Source organism: Paenibacillus luteus (genome assembly GCF_006542765.1).
Lineage (GTDB): Bacteria > Bacillota > Bacilli > Paenibacillales > Paenibacillaceae > Pristimantibacillus > Pristimantibacillus luteus.
In genome coordinates this window covers 1-14,336 of record NZ_SKCD01000020.1, presented here as the reverse complement: position 1 = coordinate 14,336, position 14,336 = coordinate 1, and the positions used below count along the sequence as shown (strand labels likewise).

Annotated in this window: 12 protein-coding genes and 1 riboswitch; of the genes, 3 read left to right on the top strand and 9 right to left on the bottom strand. The window is 49.1% G+C overall.

The features are described 5' to 3' along the window. Positions 1-101 precede the first annotated feature (101 nt). The gene (locus E0496_RS15785) at positions 102-1,010 is read left to right on the top strand and encodes a LysR family transcriptional regulator (protein ID WP_139996431.1); all 909 of its coding nucleotides are present in this window, start codon (positions 102-104) and stop codon (positions 1,008-1,010) included. Positions 1,011-1,070: 60 nt separating this feature from the next. Here E0496_RS15785 and E0496_RS15780 read toward each other — a convergent pair whose 3' ends face one another. Together E0496_RS15780 and E0496_RS15775 are read right to left on the bottom strand one after the other, a co-directional pair. After that, positions 1,071-1,739: a potassium channel family protein gene (locus E0496_RS15780; protein WP_141502759.1), complete on the bottom strand. Its 669-nt coding sequence runs from the start codon at positions 1,737-1,739 to the stop codon at positions 1,071-1,073. A gap of 12 nt (positions 1,740-1,751) precedes the next feature. Continuing rightward, a complete protein-coding gene (locus E0496_RS15775; protein WP_141502758.1) occupies positions 1,752-3,092 on the bottom strand; it encodes a TrkH family potassium uptake protein in 1,341 nt (446 codons plus the stop codon). Positions 3,093-3,182: 90 nt separating this feature from the next. Continuing rightward, positions 3,183-3,385, bottom strand: a riboswitch (cyclic di-AMP (ydaO/yuaA leader). 245 nt (positions 3,386-3,630) lie between these two features. Between E0496_RS15775 and E0496_RS15770 the strand changes: the two genes are divergently transcribed. Next, on the top strand, positions 3,631-5,259 hold the full coding sequence (locus tag E0496_RS15770) for a CPBP family intramembrane glutamic endopeptidase (protein ID WP_141502757.1): 1,629 nt from the start codon (positions 3,631-3,633) through the stop codon (positions 5,257-5,259). On the opposite strand, the gene uvrC is transcribed toward E0496_RS15770, so the two are convergent. Further along, positions 5,228-7,126: an excinuclease ABC subunit UvrC gene (gene uvrC, locus E0496_RS15765; protein WP_141502756.1), complete on the bottom strand. Its 1,899-nt coding sequence runs from the start codon at positions 7,124-7,126 to the stop codon at positions 5,228-5,230. The two genes, E0496_RS15770 and uvrC, sit on opposite strands and share 32 nt — an antisense overlap. Before the next feature lie 207 nt (positions 7,127-7,333). On the opposite strand from uvrC, the gene E0496_RS15760 reads away from it, so the two are divergent. Next, positions 7,334-7,480, top strand: a complete 147-nt coding sequence (locus tag E0496_RS15760; RefSeq protein WP_141502755.1) for a YqzM family protein — start codon at positions 7,334-7,336, stop codon at positions 7,478-7,480. A 146-nt stretch (positions 7,481-7,626) separates the two neighbouring features. On the opposite strand, the gene E0496_RS35615 is transcribed toward E0496_RS15760, so the two are convergent. From E0496_RS35615 to E0496_RS15735, 6 genes are all read right to left on the bottom strand, one after another. Further along, positions 7,627-7,782, bottom strand: a complete 156-nt coding sequence (locus E0496_RS35615; RefSeq protein ID WP_161601441.1) for a hypothetical protein — start codon at positions 7,780-7,782, stop codon at positions 7,627-7,629. Positions 7,783-8,415: 633 nt separating this feature from the next. Beyond that, positions 8,416-10,377 (bottom strand): dihydroorotate dehydrogenase, encoded by a 1,962-nt coding sequence (locus E0496_RS15755; RefSeq protein WP_241674824.1) that lies wholly within the window; start codon positions 10,375-10,377, stop codon positions 8,416-8,418. A gap of 206 nt (positions 10,378-10,583) precedes the next feature. Further along, a complete protein-coding gene (locus E0496_RS15750; RefSeq protein WP_141502753.1) occupies positions 10,584-10,826 on the bottom strand; it encodes a YezD family protein in 243 nt (80 codons plus the stop codon). A gap of 28 nt (positions 10,827-10,854) precedes the next feature. Then, positions 10,855-11,739 carry a sulfate ABC transporter permease subunit CysW gene (cysW, locus tag E0496_RS15745; RefSeq protein ID WP_139990504.1) on the bottom strand — a complete coding sequence of 295 codons (885 nt, stop codon included), beginning with the start codon at positions 11,737-11,739 and terminating at the stop codon, positions 10,855-10,857. An 18-nt stretch (positions 11,740-11,757) separates the two neighbouring features. Next, positions 11,758-12,591 (bottom strand): sulfate ABC transporter permease subunit CysT, encoded by an 834-nt coding sequence (cysT, locus tag E0496_RS15740; RefSeq protein ID WP_139990505.1) that lies wholly within the window; start codon positions 12,589-12,591, stop codon positions 11,758-11,760. A 34-nt stretch (positions 12,592-12,625) separates the two neighbouring features. After that, complete coding sequence (locus E0496_RS15735; protein WP_141502752.1) at positions 12,626-13,744, bottom strand: sulfate ABC transporter substrate-binding protein; 1,119 nt, start codon at positions 13,742-13,744, stop codon at positions 12,626-12,628. Between the last annotated feature and the right edge of the window lie 592 nt (positions 13,745-14,336).

The window sequence follows — 14,336 nt, the reverse complement described above, 5'->3', positions numbered from 1 at the left end:
ACATATCAGCCACACTTTCAATCCTACTCCTTTTCAGCTTATAATGGAATTGCTTATTTTTTATAATTTCTTATAACAAAATGACATAAGGAGCTTCATCCATGAATGAAGAAATGCATGTCTTTACCGTAATTGTCGAGCAATCCAGCATGAATAAGGCGTCTGTGCTGCTCAACTTGTCCCAACCGGCAATATCCCGCAAAATCGCAAAGCTTGAGCAGGAGATCGGCTCCCCTTTGTTTCGCCGCATCGGCAAGCGGCTGGAGCTGACTCGTATCGGGCAAATGACGTATGAATATGCGCTGGAGCTGCGCCAGCTTCACCGCAAATATTTGCAAACGGTTTCGGAGTTTACGATGGCGAGACATACGACGCTCACGATTGGCGCCAGCCTGACGACGCTGCAAACCACTTTGCCTGATTTAATTCAAACGCTGACCGCTACCCATCCCGAGATTGACATCAAAGCCATTACAGGAAAAACGCATGAAATCGTGTCCCTTGTACGTGACAACAAAGCCGATATCGGCATTGTCGCATCCAGTATTGAAGATTCGACGCTGCGCTGCATTCCGTTGTTCGAGGACCATCTGTCGCTCGTGCTGCCGCGCAATCAGGTCATTACGGACAAAGGGACGCTCGGCATTCAGGATTTGACCGGCATGCCGATGATCCTCTTCTCCAAAGGCACCTGGTACCGGCTGCTTACGGACGAACTCTTTGACAAATACCATCTCCAGCCCGACGTCCGGATGGAAATCGATTCGTTCGAAGCGATTCTTCGCCTGCTTCACACGTGCCGAGCTGCGACGCTGCTGCCACGTTCCTATATGCGCAAGCAGCTTCTTGAGGATAATGACCTCGCCGTTATCCCGATTCGCGAGCTGGAGGATACGAAGCGCACGACCTCGCTTATCCATGCGGATGCAGCGGCGCTCAGCCCTTCGGTGAGGCTATGGATCAACGAACTCGCCGCACGTTTTCCCGGCAAAAAGGACAGCAGCTTCTAAAAATGGCCGCTGTCCTCAGCATTTCCAATATTACGCTTCTAAATCCGCCTGCTTATGCGCCTAACGAATAACGGTTGCCTCGAATTCTTCGATTTGCTCGTTTGTGCCAATGACTACCATCACGTCGCGCTCTGCGAGCACATCTGTTGCTGTTGGAGCGATAATAATGCCGCTTGGTTTGTTGATCGCAACGATGCTGCAGCCAAATCTAGCCCTAGGATTAAGATCATGCAAAGATTTTCCGTTCAGGCATTGCGGAACCGCAAGCTCCGCAATCGTATATTCCTTGGAGAGCTCGATGTAATCAAGCAGGTTTGGCGAAACAAGCTGATGCGCCACGCGGATACCCATATCCCGCTCCGGATAAACGACACGGTCGACGCCGATTTTCTCAAGGACGCGCCCGTGAAGCTCGCTCATCGCCTTAGCTACCACCTGCTTTACGCCCAAATCCTTGAGCAAGATGGTCGTCAGGATGCTGGCCTGAATATCGTCGCCAATCGCGACCACGCCGCAGTCGAAATTGCGAACGCCCAGCGAGCGGAGCGCTTCCTCGTCTGTACAATCGGCGGATACCGCATAGGTGAGCACGCTGCTCATCTCCTGAACGGCTTCCTCGTCCTTATCAATACCCAGTACCTCATTGCCCAGCTCAATCAACTCTCGGCCCAAACTTGAACCGAATCTCCCTAACCCGATAATGACAAATTGCTTCTTTTTTGCTCCCACCTGCTGTATCTCCTATCCAATCGTAATTTTGCCTTCGGGATGCCGGTACAATTCTTTTTCTGTGCGGGGCCCCAGCGCATAAGCCAGCGTCAAAGGACCGAGCCGTCCGGCAAACATCGTTAATGCAATAACCATTTTACCAACCGCGCTTAATTCCGGCGTTACGCCGATCGATAGGCCTACCGTACCGAATGCCGAGGTCGCTTCGAATAATAAATGAATGAACGGCTGGGTTTCCGTCATCGATAAGACCATCGTTACAATAATGACAAGCCCTAGCGAAATGAGGGTAATGGTCAGTGCTTTAAAAATACGGTCCTTTCCAAGCCTGTGCCGGAAAAACACGATATCCTCGCGTCCGCGAATCATGGCAAACACGGCACCGACCAACGTCGTAAAGGTCGTTGTCTTAATTCCCCCGCCCGTCGATCCAGGCGATGCGCCAATAAACATCAAGATGATCGTAAAAAACATCGTCGCTTGCCTTATCCCTGTGTAGTCGAGCGTATTCGCCCCCGCGGTCCGCGGCGTGACCGATTGAAAGAAAGAAGAGAGCACCTTGCCTCCAAAATCCAGAGAGCCCAGCGTCTTCGAATTAGAAAACTCAAAGATGAATATGACGATTGTACCAAGTGCAATCAAGGTTCCCGTCATGGACAGGACAACCTTGCTATGCAGGGAAAGCCTGCGGTTTTTGCGATATTCCATCAAGTCCGACATAACAACAAAGCCTAAACCTCCAGTAATGATCAGCAGCATGGCGGTTAAGTTGACGATTGGATCTGATACATACTGCGTTAAGCTGAGATAATTGCCAAAAATATCGAAACCAGCATTATTAAACAAGGATACGGCATGGAATGCGCCGAAATAAATCGCTTTGCCGAGCGGCATATCAAAGGCAAACCTTGAAGCAAATAGCGCAGCGCCCACGAGCTCAATAGACAATGAATAAACAATGACGCGCCGGATCAACCGCACGATGCCTTCCATGCTCGATTGGTTCATCGCTTCTTGAAGCAGAAGCCGCTCCCGCAGCGAAATCTTCTTGCGCAGCACAAGTGCCACCAACGTCGCCATGGTCATAAAGCCAAGTCCGCCCAGTTGGAACAGGCACATGAGAATGATTTGGCCCGGTACCGAAAAATAGGTTCCGGTATCTACGACGACCAGCCCCGTCACGCAGGTGGCTGACGTCGCCGTAAACAGTGCGTCGAGAAAAGGCAGGCGATCGCCGTTTGCTGAAGCAAAAGGCATGGATAATAATAAGGCCCCCAGCAATATAATAAGAGCAAAGCCGCTGACTAATATCCGCGGGGGCGACCACTTAAGCACATTCCAATCAACCTTCATTCCCTAGCCTCTTTTTCCGTTATGTCTTTACCAATCTAGTTATATATAAGCATAAAAAAAAGCACTGAAACTCAAGTGCTCTGTGCGATGAGTCCTGTTCCAGTTTGCCTACGAGGTTAGCTGACGGATTCGGGCCTGGACAGGCAGCCCTATCTCGCAGCAGGACGATGTCCGGCTGCAAAAATTCACCCCATGCTGTCACTTCGGAATGACCAGAGCGCTTTCTGGCTATACGATTTCTGACAGCTTTATGGTTCCCCCGTTTTCCATAGGAAATTCGGCTTTGCTATTCAATTAGTATGACGTTAACGATTATAATCCCAAAGCAGTCCACATATAAAGGAGGGGTTTGGCACGTTAAAGACGATTTTAGACCAAAAAAGGGCATGGGGAGAATACAGCCCTCATTAAGCTTGACGGACATCTTTATTTCGCTCGTTATTGAAAGCAATTGCTCTTTTTCATTGGATAATTCAGGGATTAGTATGTTAAGGTAAGGAAAGAAGCTACTCATTATAAAGACAGTTGAGGTGAACGAATGATTGATTCTATCAAGCCTTTTGAATGGAAACGTTTTCTATGGGCGGCAATTGCGTGCTTCGTCATTTATACGGCGGTAGAGATCGGCCCAATGATTGCGTCTATCGTCTCCGGAGACATGAACACGAAGGTCATCGAGAAGTCTGCAGCAGAAGAACGGGCGTCCGATTTTGCGCAAAAGCAGACCGGCCTCGAAGTAAAGTCGGCCAAAGCCGTGCATCAAACCGATAAAATTTTGAACGGCTATTTATCTAAAAACAAATTGCTTAAAACGTATAGCGATAAATATGACCCGAGCTTTCCCACCGATACCTTTCAGGTCGATCTGAAGTTCGTGGGCGGCGGAAGCGGCTTCGTTTACGTACATATGCAAAGCGAAAAAATCGTTGCGTGGAATTTGCGTGTCGGTGGAGAAGCATTGAATACTCCGGACAATACGAAGCAAATCGAAGCTTTCCTGACCGCTCAAAGCTTGAGTCCTAACGACTTCAAGAAACAACAAACAAACGTAAGCGGCGAATGGCTCGGCAAGTCGTCTGGGCTTTATTCGATCAAGGATGCCAAGCTCTCCCTTGAGATTGAAGCGCTTAGCGTAGACGGGCGTACAATCATTTCCAAGTACAAGCCTGCTTTCATCGCGCCCGATGATTATATCAGCTATGTAACCAAACAAGATAAGCTCGCAGGCTTCCTGACCGGCTTCGGCTATTTCTTTATGAGCATTGTGCTGTTTATACTTGCGATCATTTACGCGGTGCTCTACCGAAGATTGACTTCGTTTAAATACGGAATTATCTTAACCGTCGTTTATTTGATTACCTACATTATTATGAACTTGAATGTGCTTGATGGCATTCGGGCTTCGCTGGGCGAGAACGAAATTGCCGGCCAAGCCACTACGATTACGGCTATTTTCACGGTGCTTCTAACCATTCCGATGGCTGCATCCATTTACTTCTCTATCATTGCGGGCGATGCGCTCTGGAAGGCGCAGGGACGCTCCTTATGGCCGCGCTTCGGGCAAAAAGGCTATGGCGATTACGTGTGGCGCAGCATGGGATTATCGTATATGTTCGCAATTATTCTGTTCGCCGTACAGGCCATCATCTTTATCGCCTTAAGGCTGTCGATTGGCACTTGGGACACTTCGGATGTCACGCAGTCGCCTTACAATATGAGCATTCTGTGGCTGATGCCCGTGCTCGCTTGGGCTGCTGCGATCTCCGAGGAAGCCGTCTTCCGTTTCTTCGGCATCGGATTGTTCCGCAAATGGTTCAAAAACACGTTCGCCGCAGCCCTGCTGCCAACCTTGTTCTGGGCGCTTGGGCACGTCATGTATCCGTTCTACCCGTCATCAACCCGGTTGATTGAGCTGATGATTATCGGGCTCGCATTCAGCTTTATCTTTGTCAGATACGGCTTCATTACATCGATGTTCACGCATGCGATCTTCAACAGCGTAGCCGTCGGCATATCCTTGCTCACGATCGGGAAGGCGGAGAATATCATTTCGGCAATCGTCTTCTCGGTACTGCCGGTGCTTATTGCCTTCGTCCTCAAATATTTTAGCGCCAAAAAAGAAAAGAAGCCGCCGGTTACGACGGCTCCTCAGCTAGAGAAGCTATAATTTGCGAAGCTAATTTATCCCCAATAGATAGAGGCCGAAAGTCTTCGACTGAGGCCTCTTTTATTTTTTTGACCGAGCCAAAATGCTTCAGCAGCAGCTTCCGGCGTTTTTCTCCGATACCCGGAATCGAGTCAAGCCTCGATTCAACCATCGACTTGCCCCGCTGCTCCCGGTGGAACGTAATCGCGAAGCGATGCACCTCGTCTTGAATGCGCTGCAGCAAATAGAACTCCTGGCTGTCGCGCGGCAGCGGAACGATCTCGGCAGGGTCGCCGGTCATGAGCTGTGCCGTTTTGTGCTTGGCATCCTTGACTAGGCCGCAAACCGGAATGTACAGACCCAGCTCGTTCTCCAGCACGTCCAGTGCCGCCGATATTTGCCCTTTCCCGCCATCGACGACGATCAGGTCCGGAGCGGCCAGCTCTTCCTTCAACACACGCTCGTAACGGCGCCGTATGACCTCGCGCATCGTCTCGTAATCATCCGGTCCCTTTACCGTCTTCACCTTGTATTTGCGGTATTCCTTGCGGTCCGGCTTGCCATCAGTGAAAACGACCATCGCAGAGACAGGGTTCGTCCCCTGAATGTTCGAGTTATCGAACGCTTCGATCCGCCGAACCTGCTCAAGCCCCAGCCAGTCGGCCAATGACTCCGAAGCCTTAACGCTCCGCTCCTCATCCCGCTCAATCAGCCGGAATTTCTCGTCCAGCATGACCTTCGCATTGTTCGTCGCCATCGTTACGACCTCGCTCTTGCGGCCGCGCTGCGGCATCAGCACCTTAACCTTCAGCCAGCTGTGCAGGGAAGCAATGACATCGTCTGCATGCGACGCTGCCGCCTCATCCTCCGCCGCCTTGCCTTCGGCCTCAAGCTGCTCGAGCTCAGGTGGGATCGGCAGCAAAATTTGCTTCGGCAGTGCCGGGTTGTCGCTGTAATATTGGGTGACGAATGTCATGAAGTCGTCATAAGCCTCGCCATAATACGGGAAGGTTGTTCCGTGGCGTTCAATAAGCTTGCCTTGCCGCATATACAGAATTTGAACGCACATCCAGCCCTTGTCGACGGCAAAGCCGAAAATATCCCGGTCGAGCGCATCCGACATCGTAATCTTCTGCTTCTCCATCACCGCGTCGATGGCAATCAGTTGGTCACGAAGCTCCTTAGCCCGCTCGAACTCCAGCTTCTCTGCCGCCTCTTCCATTTTGCGCTGCAGCTCGATTTTGACCACATCCTGCCCGCCGTTTAAGAAACGCGAAATTTCCTGGGTCATTCGGTCGTACTCCGACTGCTCCACTTCGAATTCGCATGGCGCGATGCACTGTCCAAGATGATAATATAAGCACACTTTATCCGGCAGCGTCTTGCACTTGCGCAGCGGATACAAGCGGTCCAGCAGCTTCTTCGTCTGCTGGGCCGCGTAGGCGTTCGGATAAGGGCCGAAGTATTTTCCTTTATCCTTGATGATCCGTCTCGTAACTTCGAGCTTCGGATGTTTCTCGTTCGTTATTTTAATATAAGGAAAGGTTTTGTCGTCCTTGAGCAGGACATTATATCTGGGATGATATTGTTTAATTAAATTGCATTCAAGAATGAGTGCTTCCATATTGCTGGACGTAACGATAAATTCGAAATCCCGGATTTCCGATACGAGCCGCTGCGTTTTCCCGTTGTGGCTGCCGTTGAAATACGAACGCACGCGATTCTTAAGCACCTTCGCCTTGCCTACGTATATAATGACGCCTTCGCTGTTTTTCATGAGGTAACAGCCTGATTGGTCGGGGAGCAAAGCTAGCTTGTTCCGTATCGTTTCTTTTGCCACTGCAAGCTGCTGCTCCGCCAGCTCCCGATCCGTTTGTTGTTGATCCATGCTCTCGCCTCCGACTGCCTAAAGATTCTGTACACATTTTAGCATAAATGGACGCCATTTTGTTTTACAATTGTCACCGGTAACCGCTTTACAACTCTTTGGCTGTTTGGGTATACTAAGATAAGTTGAATAAACCGATACTACATAAAGACGACCGCTTTAGGTTGTAATTGAAGCAATCGGTCTTTTTCAAGGAGGACGTCAACGATGGAAAACGTTAGAGACCCGCGCGAGCATTTTAACGAAGAGCCTCGCCATGACTTGATGGACGTCGTATTCGGCTTTGGTGGCATGCTCGGTTTTATGACCGTTATTTTCGCCATTGCTGTAATCGTAAAATTCGTCATTTCGTAAGAAAGAAAGGAGCAGCGTGCTGCTCCTTTTTTTGTTGCCTGCTAGATAAGTTCAACTAATGATTGTAGACTCCATGAGATTCTAAAAGAAGAGCACCTATGGACGTACTGTCGTTCATCAATGATAGTTCATTAATTTTTGGATATTTATTCAAAAAAATCGTATATCGTATTACTGTCTTCAATAGCAGTTGTTGGATATCTCGTCGTAATCGCGATTGTATTACCGGCGTTTTTTTGTATTTTGTAATCTCTGCCGTTTTTCAGACTCTGATGGTCTGCTGTTTCGATTTCCCTGCTCATCACTTGTCTCGTAAATTCAACAAAATTAGCTAAAACAGATGAAATAGAGCTTAAAAGTAGAACTAATCTAACCCAGCGGCTCCGTAAAGCCGGGATTTGACTGCGTTTGGGGAAATAGATCTAATTTTTAGATCTATTCTGGCGGAAAAAGCTGAAATGGATGAAATAGCTCTAAAAAGTAATCTAATCTAGCAAAGCGGCTCCACATAGGCAGGATTTGGCTGCGGTTTTGGGAAATAGATCTAATTTATAGATCTATTCTGGCGTAAGTAGCCGAAACAGATAAAATAGATCTAAAAAATAGATCTAATCTAACCCAGCGGCTCCAAATAGGCAGGATTTGGCTGCGGTTTTGGATGGGACTTGGAGATAAGAATAAGTTGAACGAAAGCTATGAAGAATATGCGAAGCGAGCGGATTGTATGGAATGTTCTAGAGAAACGAAGTTTTCGCAATAGCAGCCGGATTCTTACCTCTATATGTCTTAGTCAATCTAAGAATCTGGCTGCAACCGCGACTCCTTCAAATGATCCACTCGCGCAACGACCAAACGAGAAACTTTAGTTCAGCTTAGTGCAGTAACATAATTTTCTCCAACTCAAGCATCGGAAGGTGTCACTCTTTACTTCGACTTTAGATATCATTTCCCTTACCGGCCCTCGGGCTTCTCATCAAATAAGGATACAAGAATAGAAGGCCAAGCACATAAAGCAGCAGCGCAAAAAATGCGGGCGATAAATGCCAGAAGTCGATATAGCCAATAGAGAGATGGACGCTTAGCCCTGCGTAAAAGCCGGGGATGCCGCCAAGCAGCAATGTCCACCATAGCCACCTTGCCCCTTGTTGAATGCCCCATAAGGCGATGATGAGTATGGCGAGCGCATCGCATAGAAGCGCGCCGCCAAAGCCTGCCCGATCATGGGCAATAAGCGGGATAAGCTTCGTATTTGCATCATTAATCTGCGTATGCGAGGTGTCCAAATACACGAGATCCGTCTGTACGAATACATTCGTAATACCTACGCCCGAAATGGTCATGCCTCCTGCTGCTAACGCAAACCCCAGTACGACTAAGCAAAGCTGCCCCCACATCGCATGGCGCCAAACGGAATCATTCGTTAGGTTGACAGGCTGCCGAGATGGCCGATCTGGATTGCTGCGCATCGAGAGCAAAAACATCGGAAGCAGCACAGCAGCTGCGGCTGCATGCAGCGGATCAAAGTACCCATAACCGAGATATAAGAAAAAACTTAAAAAACCGACGATGCCGGAAGTAAGCAGCGCGGTCCTCGCCCAGTGCAGACCAAGCCTTAGACCGTGCCAAGCCAGCATGAAGTAAATGATGCCTATGGAAATCATTGTGCCCGAGAGCGTGATCCGGTCATGCGACATAAAATGCAGCAGATTATGGTTCGTTAGGTGAAGCTCATCCAACGTCATATCAATAAAAGATAAATCATACGGGAGCAGCACCGTAGTAGCCGCTATGATCCAGGATAGAATGCCGCCGATAATCATTCCGATGCCCAGCAGGCACATCCAGCCCCAATGCTTCCAAAACGACGGTACCGCCGGCTCAGGCATCCTTCTGACTTGCTCATAGATAATCGCTTCATTGATCCGTTTAGGAAGGCCCGGCCCGGCATAGACAAGGCCGCTATGAAGCATAAGCGTATCCGCTCCCGCATGCAGCAGGTCAAGAGCATCCTGCGGTTCATGCACGCCTCCGCCTGCCTTGATCAGCCAATTTGGATTGAAGTGGCTTCGGATCAGCTTGATTTTGGACAACGTATCGACCTTTGAAGCCTTCCCAGTCATGGTGGCAGAGCCTTCCCCTGCTCCCAAGCCTACTCCCTCTCCGATCACGATGCCGCTCCACATATCTTCACCTGTTATCTTAATCAGCTCATGCAGTTGCTCATCGGCAAGCCCGGAGGGGATATATAAAAATAGAGGGAACTCTCGGTACCTGCCTGTGGCAAAAACCTCAGACAAGCCCCGAAGAATAGCAACGGCATCGTCTAAGCGCTGCTCTCCATGCAGCACATCAATATAAAAACCGGCAGCCCCCGCCTGGCTCAGCTTCGCCATCATGCGCTCAAGCTCGCGAAGAGCTTGCACTGGCGCGGCTCCCGGCATCGGTGAAATGCGCGCCAGCTGTGGCAAGCGATGATTGGGCTTGGCGATTCGTGCAGCGAAGCGTTCCACGCCGTCATTTTCGAAGTAATCTGGATAGGTTATCATTTCATTTAAGCGATCATTGCGAATGGGTTTATCATTCTGGATCTCATCCACCGTAATCGGGCCATGCTCGATGAAACCGATTCCAAACTGCGCCAAAGCGCGATGGGCTATTCCTTGCGGATCAAGGCCTCCAGACAATCCAATTGGTGAATGGACCGTAATTCCCGCTAAATTCCGCTCCAGCAGCGGCGATGGCTCCATATGGCCGAAGGTGCGGATAACGAAGGCTCCGCCTGGTATTTTGCTTAATGAGCCAATAGCCTTTAAGGTCAGATTCCTGCTCAGCCGGGCTGGAAGCCTGAATAATAAAGGACGAAATAATGTCTGATAAGACCAATCGGGCATTGTCATTCTCCTTGTTTGCTTCTCAGCTTCTTTCCTCCATTCTAGAAAACAAAGCAGCATTGTGCAATGATAGAAAGCAATAAACCACGGGTAATCGCAAATAAAAACACCCCCATGCCTGAACAGGCATGGAGGTGCGGCTTGCTGTATGGCTTGCTGTATGCCGTGAAACCATTGCGCACACCTTTTTACTCGAGTAATGAATAGACTAACTACTGAACGATACGGAGCTGCTCGCCATGTGGCAGAGACTCACGCTGCTGAGCTTGCTTCTTGAACTCAGGCGGATCCTGCTGTTTCTGAGCAGACCCGTCATAGCGGGTTCTCTCGGTCCGGTCGATCTGAACGATTCTGCCGTCATGAACGGTGATCGTCACGTTTCCATAATGTAGACCACTGACTTGCTCTGCAATTCGTTCCAGCCATTGTTGATCCACTTCTAATGGTTTTGCCACGGGCAACCCCTCCATTATTAACATTAATTCATACTGTTTTTTCTACAGGCTTTTGCTGACCCGACTTCCATTCCACAATGCTTTTTACGATCAACGTGACGACTGCCAGCATGACTAGCAGCGAAGCAACTGCAAATGAAGCTGAAAATTGATACTCATTATACAAAATTTCAATATGGAGCGGCAGCGTATTCGTCTCGCCACGAATATGGCCGGAAACGACGGAGACCGCACCGAACTCTCCCATTGCGCGTGCATTACATAAAATGACGCCATATAACAGTCCCCATTTAATATTAGGCAGGGTCACTTTCCAAAAAATTTGCCACCCCTTCGCTCCCAAGCTCGCGGCTGCTTCCTCTTCCTGAACGCCCTGCGCCTGCATAAGCGGAATAAGCTCGCGGGCTACGAAAGGTACTGTGACGAATACCGTCGCGAGGACGATACCCGGTACTGCGAATATAATTTGAATGCCGCGCTCATCCAGCCACGGACCGAGAAAGCCTTGTGCGCCGAATAGCAGCACGTAAATTAAGCCCGAGATAACTGGTGACACGGCAAATGGCAAGTCGATAAGCGTAATTAAAATATTTTTGCCCCGAAAACGGAACTTACTGATCGCCCATGCTGCAGCCACGCCAAAGATCGTATTCACGGGAACGGCGATCAAGGCAACGATAAGCGTAAGCTTAAGGGCAGATAGAGCATCTGGCTCCGTGATGGAATCTATGTATACGCCTACGCCCTTCTTGAACGCCTCAACGAATACCGATGCCAGCGGCAGCAAAACAATCAGCGCGAGAAATAGTACAGCAATCCCGATCAGCAGCCATTTGACAGGTGCTGACTCTGTAATATGCTTCGGCCGTTTGGATGCTTCTTCATTTGTATGAACGGTTACTGCACCAGCCATAGTGGATATGCCCCCTTCTTAGTCCGATACTGTGCGGCGATTCATTCGCCACTGCAGTAAATTAATGACTAGCAGCATCAAGAAGGAAACCACCAGCATAACAAGAGCGATGGCCGTAGCACCCGCATAATCGTATTGCTCCAGCTTTGTCATAATGAGCAAAGGCGTAATCTCCGTCTTGAGCGGCATATTGCCGGATATGAACACCACAGATCCATACTCGCCAATGCCCCTCGCAAATGCCAAGGCAAAGCCTGTTAAGAGAGCTGGCATCAGCTCAGGCAAAATGACCTTCCAAAACGTGCGCAGCCGATAAGCGCCCAGCATGACTGCCGCCTCTTCTGTCTCTTTCTCCATGTCCTGCAGCACAGGCTGCACCGTGCGAACAACAAAGGGAAGACCGATAAATATAAGTGCGATCGTGATTCCAATAGGTGAATAAGCCACTTTCACGCCTAGCGGTGCCAAGAGAGAACCTACCCATCCATTCGGCGCATAAATGGCCGTTAACGCAATGCCTGCTACCGCAGTTGGGAGAGCAAATGGCAAATCGACTAGACTATCAATGATCTTCTTGCCAGGAAAACGGTAACGCACCAATACCCATGCGATCAACAGACCAAATACCGCATTGACCAGCCCTGCAAAAAAGGCGGTAAAGAAGCTGATCCGATAGGAAGCCACGACACGCGCATTCGTAACCGTGCTCCAGAACTCGGACCAGCTGAGCTCTGCCGTTTTGAAGAAAACGGCAGCCAGCGGAATCAGGACGATGATGCTCAGGTAGAACAATGTGAATCCCAGCGATAAACCAAAACCCGGAAGTACGTTACGGGACTTGGAACCTTTCATGTGAAGTCAGCTCCAATCTTGTTCAATTCCTGCATTATGAGCCTGGCGTATAAATTTTGTCGAACACTCCGCCATCTGCAAAGTGTTTGGTTTGTGCTTCTTTCCAGCCGCCAAAGTCTTTGTCGATTGTAAGCAACTCAAGAGTTTTGAACTGTTCCGTATATTTGGCTGCTACAGTCTCGGAGATGGGACGGTAGTAGTTTTTAGCCGCAATCTCCTGGCCTTCCTCCGAGTACAGGTATTTCAGGTAAGCTTCTGCCACTTCACGAGTTCCACGGTCATCAACTACCTTGTCAACTACAGCAACCGGAGGCTCCGCCAAAATGCTCAACGATGGGTATACAATTTCGAATTTATCTGGTCCAAGCTCATTGATGGATAGGAATGCTTCATTTTCCCATGCCAGCAATACATCGCCGATCCCGCGTTCTACGAATGTAGTCGTTGAACCGCGTGCGCCGGAATCCAGCACCGGTACGTGTTTGAACAATTCAGTAACAAACTCTTGCGCTTTTGCTTCATCGTTGCCATTTTGCTTTAAAGCGTAGCCCCATGCAGCGAGGTAATTCCAACGTGCGCCGCCGGATGTTTTCGGGTTAGGCGTAATGACCTCAACCTTATCCTTGATCAAATCATTCCAGTCTTTAATGCCCTTCGGATTTCCTTTGCGAACAAGGAACACGATTGTCGATGTATACGGGGAGCTGTTATGCTCGAATTTAGATTGCCAGTCTGCATTAATCAAGCCCGGCTCTACGATCGCATCAATGTCATAACCAAGTGCTAGCGTTACAACATCGGCTTTCAAACCGTCGATGACTGCGCGACCTTGCTTGCCGGAACCGCCATGCGATTGTTTGATCGTCACTTCTTGGCCGGTTTCAGCTTTCCAATGCTTCGAGAACGCTTCGTTATAAGCTACGTAAAGCTCACGAGTCGGGTCATACGATACATTTAGCAGTTCAACTGGCGGCTTAGGCTCTTCCTTTGCCGGCTCCTGCGTCGCTGCCGTGTTCGTTGCCGCACCCTCGTTAGCGGGTTTGTTCGTTTCTTTGTTAGCAGCGTTGTTGCCGCCTTGACCGCAAGCAGCGAGTACCAGCACTAAAGCAAATAGGATAACTACCGAACGAAAATGAGTCACTTTTTTCAACATTTCATACACCCCTTTTAATTTTTACAGGCTTACAGAAACACTTGCGAGTATGATCCTGACGTTAATCTGCCGCGTTTCTTCGTGATAAGTGTTTACTCCGGTTCGTCCGGTCGGAAACCATTAATCCTACCCGATTAGTTGGTTATGGAAGAATCTTACCAGCGCTCCCTGTATACTGTCAATACTTAATTTCAAAAAAATGATAAGTTTGATAAGAATGCCTTATACCGGAAGCAAATTCACCTTACTTTTGCAGAACCTCTCCATTCTGAATCGTTTTGCACGCACTTCCATCCCCTCTTTTATCCGTAACGGGAAAAAGAGCTTGTCTCCCTCGCACATACAGCTCACGCCCAGTTGTGAATTACGCTCTAGCATATGCTTCGCCCGCTGTAAGAACCTATATGCGCTTACAGGCACTCTCCAGCTCCATGCACCCCCTGCTTTCGCTCTGTAAGCGCATATTGCAGCTAGAATAAAAAGTGGACACCTCATAAGAGAATGCAGATAATAAACAACAAAGAGGAAGAGGTGTCTAGTATGGGTGAGAGCAGGCAGCGGTTTAGTGATGAGTATAAAGAAAAGACAGTCA